Here is a 19,024-nt window from a genome sequence, read left to right as displayed (position 1 = left end):
CGACAAGCGAATCCCGTGCCAAGCCAAAGCCGACGTGCCGCTTCAAGGCCGCAGCCCCAGGGCTTCGACGACGCGCGCCAACGGCAGATTGCTCTCGATGCGCACATCGCCGCACTCGACCCGCGCCGGGTCCGCCCAATCGAGACTGCGCTCGGGCGCGCCGCTCTCGCGCTCGACGAAGAGGCCGACCCAGGCATTGCGGCCGGCGCGCTTGCCCGCCATCAGCAGGCGGTCGGCGAGCGCGACGGCGTCCTCCCAGCTCGCGGCGAGCGGCGCCCGCGCCAGCAGCGGATACGCAACGAAGCCGATGCTGGCCGTGACGGCGAGCTGTTGCCCATCGGCCAGCGCGAAGGGCAGGTCGGCGATGCGCGCGCGGATCCGCTCCGCCAGTCCGACCGCCGCCGCCCGGTCGGTGTCGCGGGCGGCGATCAGGAACTCCTCGCCGCCCCAGCGGATGAGGTGGTCCGAGCCGCGGCAGGCCTCGCGCAGGCGCGCCGCCAGCTGGCGCAGCACCGCGTCGCCAGCAGCGTGGCCGAAGTCGTCGTTGACCCGCTTGAAGTGGTCGAGGTCGAGCAGCAGGAAGACCAGCGAACCGCCCTGCCGGACCAGGCTGCCGTTCTGCGCGTAGGGTCTGCGCTGGTAGAGCGCGGCCTCCTTCGGCAGCTCCTGCTCGGCGAAGCGACGGTTGCGCAGGCCGGTGAGCGCATCGGTGAGGCTCGCCTCTTCGGCCTCGCGCGAGCGCTGCTCAAGCTGCGCGCTGAGCCGCTCCAGCTCGGCCGTGCGCAGCTGCACCTCGGCTTCCAGACGCTCGCGCAGGCGCTGCAGGCGGCGCCGGCGCAGCCGCACCATGGCCTCGACCAGCAGGGCGGCGAGCACGGCCAGCGCTGCCAGCACCCAGGGGCGCTGCCAGGGCTCCGGCTGGACATCGACCGGCAGCTCCAGCAGGGCATCGCCGAAGCGGCCGGCGCGATCGCTGGCCTGCACCTGCAGCCGGTAGGCGCCGGGCAGCAGGCCGCCGAACGCGGCGACGCGGGCATCGGCGCCGACCTCGATCCAGTCCTCAGCGTTGCCGAGCAGGCGGTAGCGGTAGCGCAGCAGCTGCGGCGCGGTGTAGTCGAGCGCTGCAAACTCCACGGCGAAGCCGCTTTCGCCGGGCGCCAGCACCAGACCAGCACTGCGCGGCCCGAAGGCGCGCTCGACGCCATCCACGCGCAGGCCGGTGAAGGCCAGCGGCGCGTCCAGGCTGGCCTCGTCGAAGCGCTCGCTGTCGATGACCAGCAGACCCTGGTTCATGCCGAAGGCGAAGCGCCCATCGGCAAGCCGCGCATAGGAGCGGAACCAGCCGGCCCCGGCCAGCGCGCCCTCGCGCGGACCCAGCGGATACAGGCGATCGCCGCCCGGGTCGTACATGAAGCGCTGCGACCAGATCCGCCCCTGCGCGTCGTCGAGCAGGTTGGCGCCGAAGGCCACGCCCTCGAAGCCGTGGCGGCGGCTGATCGACTCGAAGCGCGCGTGGCTGCCGTCGAAGTTGTCCATGCGCAGCAGGCCGCCGGCATCGATCCACAGCTGGCCGCGCGCATCGACGACAAGGCCGAGCACATCGAGCTGGCGCGATCGACCGTCGACTTCGGTGCTGACCGGGTGCAGCTGCCGGCGCTCGACGTCGACGCGGAACAGGCCGGAGCTGAGCCCGGCCCAGGCGCCGGACTCGTCGAATCGCAGGCTGTTGACGGCACCGCCGACGCGCGCGCCATCGGCGCTGGCGAGGCGCTGCACCGCGCCCTCGGCGCTGCGTACGAACAGACCGTCACCGGTGCCGATCCAGACCTCGCCGCGCGCGCCCGGCCAGACCCGGCGCACCAGCTTGCCCTCGATGAAATCCGGATCGGTGATGCGCTGCGGAAGTGCCGCGCCCGGGGGGCGGTGGTACAGGCCGAGCTCGGTCGCGACCCACAGCCCGCCTTCGGCGTCGCGCGCCAGACCGTACTGCAGCAGGCCGGCGAGGCCCGGCTCGCCGGCCTGCACCAGCGGAATCCGGTCGCGGATGAGCAGGCGGCGGTCCATGCGGATCACCCCATAGCCATCGACCACCGCCCACAGGCCACCGTCCGGCTCGGCCGCGATGCTGGAGATGCTGAGCCGCTCCAGCGGGGCATCGCCGTCGGGATCGAGACGCCGCGACAGGATCGCCGATTCGCCCGGAAAGGTCCGCAGCAGGCCGCCGCCGAAACTGCCCACCCACAGCCAGCCGCTGCGATCCAGCAGCAAGTCGCGGATGCCCAAGTCGGTCAGGCCGTAGGGCTCGCCGCGCCGATGCCGGTAGCTGGCACGGTGCACGCCGCCCGCCTCGAACAGCTCCAGGCCGCGACCATGCGCCAGCCACAGCCGCCCATCCGCAGTTTCCAGCGCCGAGTTCAGGCCCATCCGCGGCCAGCGCATGAGACGCGAGTGGTCCATCGGCTGCTCGCCGCTGGCGATGTCCGGCGGCAGGCGGATCAGGCGGCCGTCCTGCGAGCCGACCCAGAGCGCGCCATCGCTGGCGGCGTGGATGCCGCGCACCACCACGTTGTGCAGGCTGTCCTGCTCGCCGGGTTCGGACAGCACGCGTTCGAAGCGCTCGCTGCCCGCGCGCAGCACGGCCAGACCCACCCAGCTGCCCACCCAGAGGTTGCCCTGTGCGTCGACTTCCAGCGCACTGATGCGGTCGTCGGGCAGCCCGGTCCACTCGTCCTCGGCATTGATCACGCGCACCGCATCGTCTGCCGCGACTCGCCACAGCCCCAGCCCCGAGGTGCCGACCCAGACCGCGCCGTCCGGCGTCTGCGCGAAGGCGCGCGCCGGCGCGGGGCCGGGCAGGCGCGGACGACTGACCCGATCGGCCGGCGGCAGCAGGCGGATGAAGCCATCGCTGTGCGGATCATGGCGGGCCACGCCATCGCCGTAGGTGCCGACCCAAAGGCGGCCCTCGCGATCGCTGAACAGGTGCTCGATACGATTGGCGGGCAGGCTGTCGGCCACGTCCTGGGCATGACGGTAGGCCTTGAAGCGGTAGCCGTCATGGCGCACCAGGCCTTCGGTGGTGCCGATCCAGAGGAAGCCGTCGCCGTCCTGGGCGAGCCCGGTGATCACCCCGTCGCGCAGCTGCTGGTCATCGCCGATGCGCTCGAACAGCAGGCGGGGGATCTCTGGCGGGCCAGCGGCATCGGCAGGCGTCGACGCACCGGCCTCCGGCTGCGGGTCGGGCTCGGCAGCGCCGGCAACTCCGCAGCACAGCAGGGCCGAGAGCAGGGCCGCGCGCCAGCAGCGTCGGGCGCCCGGATCCAGGAGCAGTGCGGCACGGCGATGCAGGAAGGTCGCCAAACCCGTGACGCTGCAGGCAAGCACGGCCACTCCGGGCATCGTCGGTCAGATGGCCGCCGACTATACGGCGCTGCCTGCAGCCACGGCAAAGACAGGCGAAGCCTTGGTGACTCAGCGGCCCGACCGCCGCGTCGAACGCGGTGCTGTCAGCCCGCAGCCGCCGCCAGCTGCTGCCGCAGCGCCTGTGCCTGCTCGCGAATCGCCGCGCGCTTGGCCTCGGGCAGGCGCTCCAGGCTGCGCCACTGCAGGGCGGCGCGCGGGTGCTTCGCAAAGCGCTGCTCGTGCCTTTCGAGAAAGTCCCAATACAGGGTGGTGAACGGGCAGGCCTTGGGCCCGACCGCCTCGTCCGGCTTGAAGCGGCAGCCGCTGCAGTAGTTGCCCATGCGCTGGATGTACTTGCCCGAGGCGCAGTAGGGCTTGCTGGCCATGACGCCACCGTCGGCGAACTGGCTCATGCCCAGCACGTTCGGCAGCTCGACCCACTCCACCGCATCGACATAGACCGCGAGGTACCAGGCATGCACCTCGCGCGGGCGCACGCCGAGCAGCAGGGCGAACAGGCCGGTCACCATCAGCCGCTGGATGTGGTGGGCGTAGCCGTAGCGCAGGGTCTGGCCGATCGCCTGCTTCAGGCACTGCATGTCGGTGTCGCCGGTCCAGAAGAAGTCCGGCAGCGGGGCTTCCGCGCCGAGCGCGTTGTCATCCAGATACACGGGCATGCGCAGCCAGTACAGGCCGCGCACGTACTCGCGCCAGCCGAGGATCTGGCGCACGAAGCCCTCGACCGCAGCCAGCGGCGCATGCCCATCGCGCCAGGCCTGCACCGCGGCATCGATGACCCGTCGCGGGGGGATCAGCTTCAGGTTCAGCGCCACCGACAGGCGCGAGTGGTAGAGCCAGGGTTCGTCGGTCCACATCGCGTCCTGGTAGCGGCCGAACAGCGGCAGGCGATGGCGGATGAAATCTTCCAGCGCCTCTTCGGCCTGCGCAGGCGTCAGCGGCCAGTCGAAGTGCGCGAGTTCACCCGGATGCCCGGCGAAACGCTCGTCAACCAACGCCAGCACTTCGGCCGTGATCGCATCGGGCTCGAACGCGACGGGCGCCGGCAGCAGGCCCGGCCCGCGCGCATCAAAGCTCTCGCGGTTGTCGGCGTCGAAGTTCCACTGACCGCCGGCGGGCTCGCGGCCGTTCATCAGCACGTCGTGGCGCTGGCGCAGCCAGCGGTAGAAGAACTCCAGGCGCAGCTCTTTCTTGCCGCGCGCCCAGCCCGCGTAGTCGTCGATCGTGCAAAGGAAGTGGCGGTCCTCGCGCTCGATCACGGCGAGCCCGGCCTCGGCCGCCACCGCCAGCAGGCTTTGCCAGACCCGCCAGTCGCCGGGCCGCACCCAGCACAGCTCGGCAGGCTTCAGGCGCGCGATGTCCGCAGCCAAAGCCGATCCAAGATCGGCGTGCGCGTGCTCGCCAAGCCGGTGGTAGACCAGCGCCCTGCCCTGCGCACGCTGGTCTTGCGCAAAGTGGCGCATGCCGGCCAGGAACACGGCGATCCGCGCCTTGTGCGACCACACGTGGGTGCTCTCGTCGGCGACCTCGGCCATCCACACGGCGTCGCAGGCCGGATCGAAGTCGTCGAACAGCGCGCTGTCGCGGTCCAGCTGATCGCCCAGCACGAGGTGCAGACGACGAAGGCGGGCGGGGAGCGGTTGCATGGCTGACCTATACTGGCGGCCCCGTTCGGGGCAGGGAGCAAATCGATGGGCAGTGTGCGCAGCGGGACGTGGATGGCGTGTGCGTTGGCAGCGGCGCTCGCCCTGCTCGGAACGGGATGTTCGAAGGACGCGCCGCCGCCTGCGCCGATCGAAACCCCCGCACTCGAAACCGCACAGGTGCAGGGCTTCGGCCTGGCGCGCTGGGGTGCGGAGCGCCACAACGGCCGCCCGGCCCTGGTGCTGGAGTTCTCGCAGCCGCTGGCGGTGACCCAGCCCTTCGACGAGCTGCTGAAGGTCACCGGCCCCGACGGCGCCGAAGGCCAGAGCGGCTGGACGCTCGACCCCGACCGCACGCGCCTGCGCTACCCCTACATCGAGGCCGACAAGAGCTACACGGTGCGCATCGACGCGCGCCTGACCGCGGCCGAAGGGGCGAGCCTCGGCAGCGAGGTGGTCAAGGAGATCCACTCCGGCGCCCTGCCGCCGCAGGTCGGCTTCGCCAGCCAGGGCAGCGTGCTGCCGGCGCGCAATACCGACGGCCTGCCGGTGGTGTCGGTCAACGTGGCCGAAGTCGACGTCGAGTTCCTGCGCGTGCGGCCCAGCGAGTACTCGAACTTCTTCGCCAACTTCCAGCGCTCCGGCCAGCGCCAGTGGTGGGACATGGGCAACCTGTCGGGCCTGGCCGATTCGGTCTATGCCAACCGCTTCGTGCTGAACCAGCGGCCCAACGAGCGGACGGTGAGCTTCCTGCCGGTGCAGACCGTGCCCGAGCTTCGCGAGCCCGGCCTGTACTTCGCCGTGCTGCGCCAGGTTGGCGACTTCAGCGGCCAGTACCAGACCACCTTCTTCAGCGTCACCGACATCGGCCTGCACGCCCGCCTGCACGCCGGCCAGCTGTGGGTGCGCGCGGCCTCGCTGGACAGCGGCCAGCCGCGCAGCGGCGTGCGCGTGGAAGTGATCGACGGCAGCGGCCGCGTAGTCGCCGAAGCCGCCACCGATGGCGACGGCCAGGCCACGCTGGCGCACGCGCCCAAGCCCGAGGACGTGCTGGTCGCCCGTCGCGACGCCGAGCTGGCCCTGATCCCCTTCCGCCAGCCGGCGCTGGACCTGGCCGACTTCGAGGTCGCCGGCCGTCGCCACACCGCGCTCGATGCCTATGTGTGGTCGGGCCGCGACCTGTTCCGCCCGGGCGAGACGGTGCAGGCCTCGGCCCTGCTGCGCGACTTCGACGGCCGCTCGCTGAGCGCCGCGCAGCCGCTGTTCGCGCGCCTGCTGCAGCCCGACGGCCGCGCCGTGGTCGAGCGCGAACTGGCCGCCGCCAAGCTGGGCTACTACAGCTTCGAGCAGAAGGTCGCGGAGGACGCACCCACCGGCCGCTGGCGTCTGGAGCTGCGCACCGCGCCCGACGACAAGACACCCGTCGGCAGCTTCAGCTTCCGCGTCGAGGAGTTCCTGCCCGAGCGCATGAAGCTGAACCTCGATGCCGAGGCCGGCCCGCTGACGCGCGGTGCCGATCTCGCGATTGATATCGAAGGCGCCTACCTCTACGGCGCGCCGGCCAGCGGCAACCGCTTCAGCGCCGAGCTGGCCTATCGCGTCGACAGCGAAGCGGTGCCCGCGCTGCGCGGCTACCGCTTCGGCGACGCCACCCTGCAGCTGCCGGCGCCGCATCAGGTGCTGGACGTGACGCTGGGCGAGGACGGCCGCAGCGCGCAGACCATCGAGCTGCTGAAGGACGGCGCCGCCAGCGCCAGCCCGCTGCAGGTGATCGTCAACGGCAGTCTGTTCGAAAGCGGCGGCCGGGCGATCCGCCGCAGCCTGGTGCGCAGCCTGTGGCCGGCGCCGCAGCTGGTCGGCGTGCGCCCGCTGTTCGAGCTGGCCGACGGCCCCGGCACCGAGACCGAGGCCGGCTTCGAGATCGTGCGCAGCGATGCGCAGGGCCAGCTGCAGGCCGGCCAGGGCCTGCAGGTCAAGCTGGTGCAGGCGCTGCGCGACCTGCACTGGAGCTGGGTCGACGGCAGCGGCTGGAAGACCGACTACAGCGAGCGCTTCCTCACCGTCGAGTCGCGCACGATCGACGTCGACGGCCGCACGCCGACGACGATCCGCATGCCGGTGCAGTGGGGCGAGTACCGCCTGGAAGTCACCGACCCGGCGACGGGTCTCACCACCCGTCTGCCGTTCACCGCCGGCTGGGGCTGGGACGACGAGAACCGCGGCCTGGACGCGCGCCCCGACAAGGTCAAGCTGGCGCTGGACAAGCCGGCCTACCGGGTCGGCGACATCGCCGGGATCACCGTGACCGCGCCCTACGAGGGCCCCGCCGTGCTGCTGGTCGAAAGCGATCGCCTGCTGCACAGCGAGTCGGTGGAGGTGCGTCCCGGCACCACGCTGCGGGTGCCGGTCAGCGAGGCGATGAACCGCCACGATGTCTACGCGACCCTGCTGCTGATGCGCCCCGGCCAGAACGCAAGCCAGCCCGGCCCGAACCGCGCGCTTGGCATCGTGCATCTGCCGATGGCCCGCGACGAGCGCCGCATCAGCCTCACGGTCGATGCGCCGGACGCACCTGTGCGGCCGGGCCAGCCGCTGGAGATCACCGTGCAGGCCAGCGACCTGGCCGGGGAGACGGCGCAGGTGACGATCGACGCGGTCGACCAGGGCATCCTGAGTCTCACCCGCTATCCGCTGCCCGATCCGATCGCGCATTTCCTTGCGCGCCGCGGCCTGTCGATCGAGGCCTGGGACCTGTACGGCCGGGTGATCGAACGCTTCGAAGGCCAGCGCGCACGCCTGCGCTTCGGCGGCGATGCGGCCCTGCCCAACCTGCCGCAGGCGCGTCGCCCCACCGCCAAGGTCAAGACCATCGCCCTGCATTCCGGCCCGGTCGCTTTCGACGCGCAAGGCCGCGCGACCGTGCGCTTCGAGGCCCCCGACTTCAACGGCGCCCTGCGTGTGGCGGCACTCGCCTTCAGCGCCGAACGCTACGGCCAGGCCGAGGACGAGGTCATCGTGCGCGCGCCGCTGGTGATGGAAGTCAGCACGCCGCGGGTGATGGCCCCCGGCGACCGCGCCCAGCTCAGCGTCGATCTGCAGAACCTGAGCGGCGCCGATGCGCGCTACACGGTGAACGCTAAGGCCGATGCGCCGCTGCGCATCGCCGGCGGCAGCCAGCAGGTCGAACTGCGCGACGGCGCGCGCCGCACCTTGGTCTTCGATCTTGAGGCCGGCGCCGGCAACACCGCGGCGAAGTTCAGCGTCAGCGCGAATGACGGCAGCCGCGAGCTCGTGCGCGAGTTCGAGCTGGTCGTGCGTCCGGCCTGGCCGGCCGAGCGTGTCAGCCGCATGCGCGTGCTCAATGACGGCGAGACGCTGAGCTATGACAGCGGCGACCTCGCCCCGCTCGAGGTCGACAGCGCCCTGCTGCAGGTCAGCCTGAGCCGACGCCCGCCGATCCCCTTCACCGATGCGCTCAAGGGGCTGATCGACTACCCCTACGGCTGTCTGGAGCAGACCAGCAGCCGGCTGTGGCCGCTGGTCTGGCTGGCCAGCGAGGGCGGCCAGCGCCTGCCGGTCACAACGATGAATGCGCACATGCGCCGCGACGCCATCGCCGCAGGATTCGCGCGGCTTTCGGCGATGCAGCAGGCCAGCGGCCACTTCAGCTTCTGGCCCGGCGACAGCTGGGAGCAGCCGATGTTGACGCCCTACGTCGCCGACCTGCTGCTGAGCGCGCGCGAACAGGGCGAAGCCATCCCCGAAGCGGTGCTCGAAGCGGCCTTGAAGCGCCTGTCCGAAGACCTGCTCAGCGGCGGCGACGGCTACTGGAACTACGAGAACCCCGCGCACCTGCGCTTCGCCGCGCGCGCCCATGCCGGCTATGTGCTGGCGCGGGTCAACCGTGCGCCGCTCGGCACCCTGCGCACCCTGTTCGACAACGAGCAGGGCCAGTCGCTGACCGCGCTGCCGCTCGTGCATCTGGCGGTGGCCCTGCAGCTGCAGGGCGATCCCGAGCGCGCGCGCAAAGCGCTCGCGGCGGCAGAGACCAAGACCGATGCGCGGCCGGAGTACCTCGGCGACTACGGCTCGGAAGTGCGCGACGCCGCGCTGATCCAGGTGCTGCTGCGCAGCCACGGCATGAGCGATGCGAGCACCGACGAGGCCCTGCTCAAGCTGGTCCGCGCCATCGACGCACGCGGTCCGCAGCGCTGGTTCAGCACCCAGGAGCAGGCCGCCCTCTTCCGCCTCGGCAGCCTGCTGCTGCAGGACGGCGATGAGCGTCTCGGTCTGCGCGTGTCCGGCGAAGACCCGCGCCCGCCCGCCCTGCTGCACAGCCTGCAGCTTGATGCCGACGCGCTGCGCGGCGGCGTGCGCATCGAGCCCGAGGGCGCCGCACCGATCCATGTGGTCGAAGACCTGGTCGGCTTCCGCCGGCAGGCACCAGCACCGGTCAGCGAGGGCCTGCGCCTGCAGCGCCACTACTTCCACACCGACGGCCGCGAGTGGGACGGCAGCACGCTGAAGGAAGGCGACACCCTGGTCGTGCGGCTGACGCTGGAGTCCGAGACCGCGCTGCGCGAGGGCCTGGTCGTCGATCTGCTGCCCGGCGGGCTGGAAGCCGAGAACCTCGGCTTGGGCGACCCCAACCAGATCGGCAGCATGGTCATCGACGGCCTGGCGATGAGCGAGCGCCAGTGGCAGGCCGACATCAAGCATCAGGAATACCGCGACGACCGCTTTGTCGCCGCCGTCAGCCTGTGGCCGGGCCAGCAGGCGCGCCTGTTCTACCTGGTGCGCGCGGTCAGCCCCGGCGACTACGTGCTGCCGCCGCCCTTTGCCGAAGACATGTACCGCCCGGACCGCCGCGCCATCGGTGAGGCCAAGCCGGCGCGGGTGCGGGTGGGTGGGGTGGAGTGAAGCGGGCGGGATAGGCAGCTTGGCGAGCAGCAGGCTTGGGATGCGCCTCCGGAGTGTCCCAATCTGCGGCGCACCGGGCACGCTCAAGACCAAGCATGCCTGCGTTGGGCCGAGCACTGCACACGGCCCAGCTTCACGCGCAAGTTCAAAGCTGACGACGCTGGGACGCGCTTTCGGCGTGTCCCGGCCTACAGCCCGGCGAAGTCTCAGCGCCCCGCCGCCCGCATCTGCTCCGGCGCGTGTGCGGCATCGGACAGGCGCTTGCTGTCGAGGATCTTCAGCTGGCGGCCGCGGATGCTGATGACGCCGTCCTCCTGCAGCTTGGTGAAGCTGCGGCTCACCGTTTCGATCACCAGGCCCAGGTAGCTCGCGATCTCCTCTCGGCTCATCGGCAGGCTGAACTGGTCGTGCGGCCGGCCCAGTGAGCGCAGTCGCTCGCTCAAGCCATGCACGAACAGCAGCACGCGCTCGGCCGCATGGCGGCGACCCAGCATGCCGAGGTGGTCCTGATCGAGCTCCATGCTCTTGCCGATGATGCGCAGCAGCTGGTGCTGCAGGCCCGGCACCTGCTGGGCCACGCGCTCCAGCTCGTTCATCGGGATCTCGCAGACTTCGGCACCTTCCAGGGCTTCGGCCTCGCAGCGGTGGCTGCCGCTGCCGAGCGCGTCGAGGCCGATCAACTCACCCGGCAGGTGGAAGCCGATGATCTGCTCGTCGCCGTCCTCGTTCATGGCGACGGTCTTGAAGCTGCCGCTGCGGGCGACGAACAGCGCCGACAGCGCGCTGCCGGTGCGGAACAGGCGATCGCCGCGCTCCAGCGGGCGGCGCTTCTTGACGAGCTCATCGAGGCGCTCCAGCTCCTCGCCGCTGATCCCGGCCGGCAGGCAGAGCTGCTGCAGCGAGCACTGCCCGCAGCTTTTGCGCAGGCGCGAAAGATCGAGCACGGTGGATTCGGTGGACACGTGCGCTTACTCCTTGGTCCAGCGGTCCAGCCAGTTCAGCACGGCATCATGCCACTGCACGCTGTTGGCCGGCTTCAGGATCCAGTGGTTCTCGTCGGGGAAATACAGGAACTGGCTGGGCACGCCGCGACGCTGCAGGGCGGTGAAGGCGGCGATGCCCTGCTCCACGGGAATGCGATAGTCGAGCTGGCCGTGGATCACCAGCATCGGGGTGTTCCACTTGTCGACGTGCAGCAGCGGGTTGAACTGCTCGTAGGCCTGCGGGTTTTCGTAGACCGTGCCGCCGTTCTCCCACTCGGTGAACCACAGCTCTTCGGTGCTGTAGCCCATCATGCGGGTGTCGAACACGCCGGCGTGGCTGACCAGGCAGTCCCAGGCCTCGCCCCACTGGCCGGCGATCCAGTTGACCATGTAGCCGCCGTAGCTCGCGCCCAGCGCGCAGGCGCGCTCGCCGTCGAGGAAGTCGTAGCGCGACAGCGCCGCCGCCCAGCCCTTCTGCAGGTCCTCCAGCGGCTTGCCGCCCCAGTCCTGCGAGATCGAATCGGTGAAGGCCTGGCCGTAGCCGGTGGAACCGTGGAAATCGATGAACACCACGCCGTAGCCGCGCGCCGCATAGGTCTGCGGGTTCCAGCGGTAGTGGAAGCTGTTGCCCATCGAGCCCTGCGGGCCGCCGTGGATGATGAAGGCGACGGGGTACTTCCGGCCGGCCTCGTAGCCGACCGGCTTGACCACATAGCCATAGACCGTCGCGCCGCCGTGGCCCTCGAAGCTGAACTGCTCGAACGCGCCCATGCCGATGCCGGCCAGACGCTCGCGGTTGAAGTCGGTCAGCGCCCGCTCGACGCCACCCTTGGGCGTGGACACGAACAGCTGGGCCGGCTGGGTCAGGCTGTCGCGCTGGAACACCAGGGTGTCGCCGTGCAGGGCGAAGCCGGTGACATTGCCGCCGCCGACCACGATGCGCGCCTCGCCGCTGTCGGGCTTGACCGCGAACAGCGGGTGTTCGCCGAGACGATTCGTCGTGGTGTAGAGCTCGCCCTGGTGCAGGCTCAGGCTGCCCGCCGAGAAGTCCCAGTCCGGGGCCACTTCGCGACGCGTACCGGACTGAAGATCCAGCGCCATGATGGCCATGCGGTCGGCCTCGAAGCCGGGACGCTTCATCGCCGTGTAGTAGAGGGTCTTGCCGTCGTCGGCGAACAGGGGATTGGCGTCCCAGGCCGGATTGTCAGGCGTCAGGTTGACCGGCGCCGCATCGCCAGCGACCTCGGCGCGGAACAGGTCGAAGTTGGTCGAGGTGGGCTCCATGCGCCCGGCGATGCGCACGCTGAAGACCAGGCTCTTCGAGTCTGGCGCCCAGGCGTAGTCATCGGCGCCGCCGAAGGGCACCGAGGGCACATCGCCGTCGATGCCGCGGCTGACCCGCACCGGCTCGCCGCGCGCCTGGCCGTCCTTCAGCTCGGCCACGTAGAGATGGTTGCGCTGGCCGTCATTCCAGCTGTCCCAGTGGCGCACGAACAGCTGGTCGTAGGTCTGGCCGCTGGTCTTGCTGCTGGCGGCCGCCTCGTTGCGCTGCTTGCTGCAGGCGAGATCGGCGCAGTCCGGATGCACGCGGAAGCTCAGCGCTACGCGCCGGCCGTCCGGCGAGAGCCGATAGGTACTCACCCCCAGCGGATAGTCGGTGACCTGACGCGACCGACCGCTACGCACCGATGCGGCCCACAGCTGCATCGAACCGCTCTCGGCGCTCAGGAAATACAGGGTGCGGCCGTCCGGCGAAAAGCTGGGGCTGTTGGCGCTCTTGCCCTCGGCATTGACCCGGCGCGGCTGCGCGCCGTCCTCCAGCCCGCGCAGGAACAGCCCGGTGCTGGCGCGGTTGGCCTCCAGATCCGCCTGTCGCAGCGTATAGGCCAGCACGCGGCCATCCGGCGACAGCGTCGGCGCGCCCACGCGATCCAGCGCGTTCAGATCGCGGGCATCGAGGCCGCGCTCTGCGGCGGAGACCAACAGCGGGGAATACAGCGGCGGGACTGCAAGAAGCAGGCAGGCGAAGCGCGCAAGCGGCTTGATCATCGGAGTCACTCCTGGAGGCTTCGGCATGTTAGGCCGCCCCCCTGATGCTGCCAACCCGCACCTTTGCTCGAAGCAGTCGGCCGGCGCGCTGTGGCTATACTCGCGCCGCCCTGTGCGCGCCATCGACCTTGGTCGAAGCCGCTCAGTCCAATCCTATCGGGGGAGTATCAACGCGTGTCCCAAGCCATCCAGCCCGCAAGCACCGGGGAGCTCCTCGGCCATCCCAAAGGCCTGTACGTCTGCTTCCTCACCGAGATGTGGGAACGCTTCGCCTTCTACGGCATGAAGGCGCTGCTCTTCCTCTATCTGACCAAGCACCACCTGTTCACCGACAGCAACGGCTACCTGCTGCTCGGCACCTATGCGGGTCTGGCCTACGCCCTGCCCCTGCTGGGCGGCATCCTCGCCGACCGCTATCTCGGCATGCGCAAGGCGGTGGTGTTCGGCGGTCTCCTGCTCGTGCTCGGCCAACTCGGCATGGCCTACACCGGCAGCCAGGCCAGCGGCAGCGTCGGCGCCGCCCAGCAGGACCTGCTCGCCATCCAGGTGATGTATGCCTCACTGGCCCTGATCGCGGTCGGCGTGGGCTTCCTCAAGCCCAATATCTCGACCATCGTCGGCCGCTTGTACGCCGACGAGGACCCGCGCCGCGAGTCGGGATTCACGATCTTCTACATGGGCATCAATGTCGGTGCAGCGCTGTCTTCGATCGTTGTCGCCTGGATTGGCGAGACGATCGGCTGGGGCTACGGCTTCGCCCTGGCGGGCGTGATGATGGGCGTGGGTCTCGTGCAGTTCGTGCTCGGCCAGAAGCACCTGCTGGGTCGCGCGGAGCCCGCGGATCCGGCCTTCCTGCGCGCCCCGGCGCTGGCCGGGATCTCGCGAGAGTGGCTGATCTACCTCGCCGGCGTGGTGACTGTTGTAGTGGTCTGGCAGGTGCTGCAGACCCGCCTCGACTTCAGCTGGCTGGGCGCAGTGTTCGAAGGCCATGAGGTCACCCTGACCGAGGTGGTCGCGGTGGTGATGGGCGCCGGTCTGTTTGTCTGGTTCGGCTTCTTCCTGTTCTCCGGCATCAGCGCGATCGAACGCGGCCGGATGATCGTGCTGATGGTGCTGATCGTGATCAGCGCCCTGTTCTGGGGCCTGTACGAGCAGAGCTACGGCCCCTGGGTGGCCTTCGCCGAGCGCGTGATGGATCGCAGCTTCCTTGGCTTCGAGTGGACCGCGGGCCAGACCACGTTCTTCGGCGCCGCCTGCGTGATCGCGTTCAGTCCGTTCTTCGCTTGGCTGTGGCCGCGCCTCGACAAGGCCGGCTTGAACCCCAGCCTTCCAGCCAAGTTCGGCTGGGCGTTGGTGCTGGTCGGTGCGGCCATGGGCGTGCTGCAGTGGTCGACAGCGTCCGCCGAGGGCGGCGCTCTGATCGGCATGGGCTGGCTGATCGCCGCCTATGCGGTGATGGTCGCGGGCGAGATGCTGCTGTCGCCGATCGGCCTGTCGGCGGTGACCACCCTGTCGGTGCCGCGCGTGGTCGGCCTGATGATGGGCGCCTGGTTCCTGTTCTCGGCCTTCGGCGAAATGATCGCCGGCCGCTTCGGCACCTGGGCCTCGATCGCGCCGGAAGCCGACGGCAGCTTCGACGTGGCCAAGGCGCTCGCCACTTACGGTGAGTTCTTCGGGCAGATGATGTGGATCGGTATCGCCGCCGGCGTGTTCATGCTGCTGCTGTCGCCGGTGCTGAATCGCCTGACCCGGCCGCGCTGAGAGCCGAACACGGCACGGGCGTGGTCTTCGACCCGCCCGTGCGCTGATTCGACACGCTCTTCGGCGCCAAAGCGTCGAACTCGGACCGCGCGCGCGAAGCGATCCCAGCAGGCGCATCGCGGCGATGAAGCGAGGTTTCGATCCGCTCAGAACCGCCTGCGGAACCGCCACCACGAGAAACCGCCCAGCAGCAGCGGCGGCAGCAGGTTGGCGAGCCAGATCGGCTGTCCATAGACCTCGGCCAGGTTGACGCTCAAGCGCTGCAGCAGGAAATAGCCGAGACCGAAGGCGATGCCGAGGAACAGGCGCTTGCCGAAGCCGCCGGTGCGCAGGCTGCCGAAGGCAAAGGGCATCACCGCCAGGCTCAGCACCAGCGCATTCAAGGGGTAGAACACCCGCGCCCACCAGGCGCTGATGAAAGGGCCGGCGTCGAGCTGGTTGCGGCTCAGGTAGTCGATGCTGTGGCCGAGATCGCTGAGTGCCAGATAGCGCGGCCGGGTGATGCTGAAGTCGAGGATCTCCGGGCTCAGCGCCGAGTCCCAGCGTTCGCGCGGCAGCTCCTGCAGTTCGGCATGGCGCTCGAAGAAGCGCGTGCGCCGCACCTCGATCAGGTCCCAGCTGCTGCCGATGTGCTCGGCGCGCGCGGCCAGTGCGATCGCCGTCAGCCGCCCCTCGCCGTCGAATTCGAACAGGCGCACGTCTTCGAGCACCACCCGCGACAGGCTGCCCTCGCCCTGCACCGAGCCGCGCCGCGCATTGAGGAACAGATCACCCTCGCGCGCCCACAGGCCGGAGCCGCCGGCCAGCGACACGTCCTTGGACTTGGCCTGCACCACCAGGGCCTGCGCCGCACGATCGCCCCAGGGCCCCAGGGTCTCGCCCGAGATCACCATCGCGCCGGTCAGTATCAGCACCAGCGAACCTGCGGCGGCGGCAATGCGCCAGCGCGGCAGGCCAGCGGCGCGCAGGGCAGTCAATTCGGACGTGGCAGCCAGGCTGCCGAGGCCGAGCACGCAGCCGATCAGCGCGGCGGTCGGAAACAGCTCGTAGGCGCGCCGCGGCAGGGTCATGGCCACGTACAGGAAGGCGGTGTCGAGCGCGTAGTCGCCTTCACCGATCTCGTCGAGCTCGCCGACCAGGGCGCCCATCGCGTCAAAGCCGAGCAGCACGCCCCAGGTCAGCAGCAGCGCGCCCAGCACCTGGGTGACGATCAGCCAGTCGGCGCGGTTGACCCAGCCCCTCATGCCGCACCCGCCTGACGCGCCCGCAAGCGCGGCCGGTTGGCGCGCGACTGCCGACGCAGCAACCAGATCGCGATGGCCGCGACCGACGCGTGGATGGCCCACAGGCCGAGCCAGCCCGGCACGGTGCCGTCGGCGATCAGGGCGCGGCCAATGCCGAGCAGATTGAGGTAGACCACGTAGCCCAGCAGGGCGATCAGCAGGCCGCCGTAGCGCGCCGCGCGCGGCGGCGTGCGCGCCAGCGGCAGCGCCAGCAGCACCAGCAGCAGGGCCGCGATCGGCGCAGCCAGGCGCCAGTGCAGCTCGGCTTGGCTGGCCGGGTCATCCGCCGCCAGCAGCACCGGCAGGCTGCGCTGGGATTCGGGTCGGCCGACCTCGGCCTGCTCGCTGTCCGGCACGCGGATGTCGTTGCGCGCGAAGCGCATCATCCGGAAGTCCAGCTGCCGCGGATCGCCCTCGACGCGGAAGCCATCGGTGAGCGACAGATAGCGCTCGTCGCCCTGCGCTTCGAGGAAGAGCTCGCCGGAGCGCGCGGTGATCACGTCAAGTCGCCCCTCGCGCTCGCTGGCCACGAACAGGCGGCGGAACTCGCTGCCGTCCTCGCTCATGTCGGAAAGGTAGATCACGGCGGCACGGCCGGGCAGCTCGACGAAGCGGCCGGGCTCCAGGCCGATCACCAGCAGGCTCTTGTTGGCCTCCTCGATCATCCTCGTCGCCGCGCGCTGCGCCATCGGCGACAGCCACAGCGAGGTCAGGCCGACGATCAGGGCCACCGGCAGGGCCAGGGCGAGAATCGCGCGCTTGAGATCGGCGATGCCCAGCCCGACCGAGGCCAGCACCGCCATTTCACTGTCGCGATACAGCCGCCCCAGGCCAAGCATCACGCCGAGGAACAGGGCCAGCGGCAGCAGCAGGGGGAGGATGTCAACCGACCGCAGGCCCACCTGCGACAGCAGCAGTGCGGCCGGCACTTTGCCGCGCGCGATCTTGCTGAGCAGGTCGGCGAACAGGCCGCTGAAGCTGACCATCAGCAGCACCAGGGTGGCGGCCACGAAGGCCCCGGCCAGCTCGCGCCAGACATAGCGGTCGATGCGGCGGATCACGCGGGTCGGCTCCGGCGGTGCGCGGCGCGGCCAGCGATGGAAGCGTGCTTGGGTTCCAAGGGCGTCGTTCGAGAGCCGGGCGCAGGCGCCACGGTGGCAATTCGTGAAGGCGTGGCAACGGTGGCAGCGGGACGGGCTGATAAACTCGCGGGCTTTACGCACCCGACAACCCACCGCCGAGCCGATCGGCGCGTGCGCTGCGGCGGGGCGCGGCAGTATCCACCGATCACGATGTACAGGAAAGCCATGGCACTCAAGCTGAACCTCGTCCAGACCCATCCCGCCGAGGCGGACGTCGACACCCTCATCCTCGGCGTCTTCGAGGACGCCGGCCTGAGCGCGCCCGCCAAGGCGGTCGATGAGCGCAGCGAAGGCCAGCTGTCGGCGTGGCTCGCCGCCGGCGACATCAGCGGCAAGGCCGGACGCAGCGCGCTGCTGCGCGGCGTGGCCGGCGTCCGCGCCAGCCGCGTGCTCTGCGTGGGTCTGGGCGAAGCGACGAAGTTCGATGCCGGTCGCTACCAGAAGGCGGTCGGCGACGCGGTCAAGGCGCTGGCCGGCAGCCCGGCGCGGCAGGTGCTGCTGACGCTCAGCGCGCTCGACATCGCCGCCCGCGACGCCGCCTGGGCCGTGCGCCAGGCAGCACTCGCCGCCGAGCATGCCAGCTACCGCTACACCGCCACGAAAAAGTCCAGCAGCGAGGGCGGCATCGAGAGCCTTGCCCTGCTCGCCGATGGCAGCCACGCGCCGCAGCTGCAGCGCGCCCAGGCCATTGCCGAAGGCGTGCGCCTGTGCCGCGAGCTCGGCAACCTGCCGCCCAACATCTGCACGCCGGCCTATCTGGCCGAGACCGCGCGCGGCATCGCCGCCAGCCACGACAAGGTCAGCGTCGAGATCCTCGAGCGCGAGCAGATGCAGGCCCTGGGCATGGGCAGCCTGCTCGGCGTCGCCGCCGGCTCGGGCAATCCGCCGCGCCTGATCGTGCTGAAGTACGCTGGCGGCGCCAATGATCAGCGACCCTATGCCCTGGTCGGCAAGGCCATCACCTTCGACACCGGCGGCATCAGCCTGAAGCCCGGCCCCGGCATGGAGGAGATGAAGTTCGACATGTGCGGCGGCGCGTCCGTCATCGGCACCTTCCTGTCCGTGGTCAAGCTCGGCCTTCCGATCAATCTGGTGGTGGTGGTGCCGGCGGTCGAGAACATGCCCGATGCGCATGCCTATCGTCCGTCCGACGTGCTGACCTCGATGTCGGGCAAGACCATCGAAGTGCTGAACACCGATGCCGAAGGCCGCTTGATCCTGTGCGATGCGCTGACCTATGCGCAGAAGTACGAGCCGCAGGCCATCGTGGACGTGGCCACCCTCACCGGCGCCTGCGTGATCGCACTGGGCAAGTTCCCGCACGGCCTGATGAGCAAGCACGACGATCTCGCCAACGAGCTGCTGGCCGCCGGCGATCAGGTCCACGACCGCGCCTGGCGCCTGCCGCTGTGGGACGACTACCAGCCCCTGCTCGACTCCGGCTTCGCCGACATGGCCAACATCGGCGGCAAGTGGGCCGGCGCCATCACCGCCGGCTGCTTCCTCGCCCGCTTCACCGAAGGCCAGCGCTGGGCCCACCTCGACATCGCCGGCACCGCCTGGGACGAAGGCCGCAAGGGCCTCGCCACCGGACGACCGGTGCCGCTGCTGGTGGAGTGGCTGAGCTCGAAGTCCTAAGAGCCGGGAATCGGGAATTGAGAATCGGGAATCGATGGTCTTGTGTCGGGCGCTCGCGCGCCCGACGCTCCCTTGATCGAAGCTCGCCCGTTTCCATGTGCCGAGGTTTCCGCACTCCCACTCTTCCGATTCCCGATTCCCGATTCCCGATTCCCGATTCCCGATTCCCGATTCCCGATTCCCGA

9 protein-coding genes are annotated in these 19,024 nt (G+C 70.3%); 3 read left to right on the top strand and 6 right to left on the bottom strand.

Features of this window, described 5'->3' with window-relative positions; genetic code table 11:
• Nucleotides 1-42: 42 nt before the first annotated feature.
• Both Q0654_RS15100 and Q0654_RS15095 read right to left on the bottom strand, forming a co-directional pair.
• Nucleotides 43-3,384, bottom strand: coding sequence for a ligand-binding sensor domain-containing diguanylate cyclase (locus tag Q0654_RS15100; protein ID WP_298855278.1), 3,342 nt, complete (start codon nucleotides 3,382-3,384; stop codon nucleotides 43-45).
• A gap of 122 nt (nucleotides 3,385-3,506) precedes the next feature.
• Entirely contained in the window at nucleotides 3,507-5,066 is a 1,560-nt protein-coding gene (locus tag Q0654_RS15095; protein ID WP_298855276.1) for a cryptochrome/photolyase family protein, read from the bottom strand.
• Nucleotides 5,067-5,111: 45 nt separating this feature from the next.
• Here Q0654_RS15095 and Q0654_RS15090 point away from each other — a divergent pair, with 45 nt between their 5' ends.
• Entirely contained in the window at nucleotides 5,112-9,983 is a 4,872-nt protein-coding gene (locus Q0654_RS15090) for an alpha-2-macroglobulin (RefSeq protein WP_298855274.1), read from the top strand.
• A 206-nt stretch (nucleotides 9,984-10,189) separates the two neighbouring features.
• On the opposite strand, the gene Q0654_RS15085 is transcribed toward Q0654_RS15090, so the two are convergent.
• Entirely contained in the window at nucleotides 10,190-10,945 is a 756-nt protein-coding gene (locus Q0654_RS15085; RefSeq protein ID WP_298855273.1) for a helix-turn-helix domain-containing protein, read from the bottom strand.
• Between the two features lie 6 nt (nucleotides 10,946-10,951).
• A complete protein-coding gene (locus tag Q0654_RS15080; protein ID WP_298855271.1) occupies nucleotides 10,952-13,015 on the bottom strand; it encodes a S9 family peptidase in 2,064 nt (687 codons plus the stop codon).
• A gap of 174 nt (nucleotides 13,016-13,189) precedes the next feature.
• Here Q0654_RS15080 and Q0654_RS15075 point away from each other — a divergent pair, with 174 nt between their 5' ends.
• Nucleotides 13,190-14,776, top strand: a complete 1,587-nt coding sequence (locus Q0654_RS15075; RefSeq protein WP_298855269.1) for a peptide MFS transporter — start codon at nucleotides 13,190-13,192, stop codon at nucleotides 14,774-14,776.
• Between the two features lie 146 nt (nucleotides 14,777-14,922).
• On the opposite strand, the gene lptG is transcribed toward Q0654_RS15075, so the two are convergent.
• Together lptG and lptF are read right to left on the bottom strand one after the other, a co-directional pair.
• On the bottom strand, nucleotides 14,923-16,020 hold the full coding sequence (lptG, locus tag Q0654_RS15070) for an LPS export ABC transporter permease LptG (RefSeq protein ID WP_298855267.1): 1,098 nt from the start codon (nucleotides 16,018-16,020) through the stop codon (nucleotides 14,923-14,925).
• Nucleotides 16,017-17,120: an LPS export ABC transporter permease LptF gene (lptF, locus tag Q0654_RS15065; RefSeq protein ID WP_298855265.1), complete on the bottom strand. Its 1,104-nt coding sequence runs from the start codon at nucleotides 17,118-17,120 to the stop codon at nucleotides 16,017-16,019. Before lptF ends, lptG begins: the two co-directional genes overlap by 4 nt.
• A 246-nt stretch (nucleotides 17,121-17,366) precedes the next feature.
• Here lptF and Q0654_RS15060 point away from each other — a divergent pair, with 246 nt between their 5' ends.
• Entirely contained in the window at nucleotides 17,367-18,839 is a 1,473-nt protein-coding gene (locus Q0654_RS15060; RefSeq protein ID WP_298855262.1) for a leucyl aminopeptidase, read from the top strand.
• Nucleotides 18,840-19,024: the final 185 nt, after the last annotated feature.

It is taken from the genome of uncultured Aquimonas sp. (assembly GCF_937888285.1).
In the GTDB taxonomy this organism is placed as follows: Bacteria; Pseudomonadota; Gammaproteobacteria; order Xanthomonadales; family Xanthomonadaceae; genus Aquimonas.
This window is presented reverse-complemented; position numbering and strand designations above follow the sequence as displayed.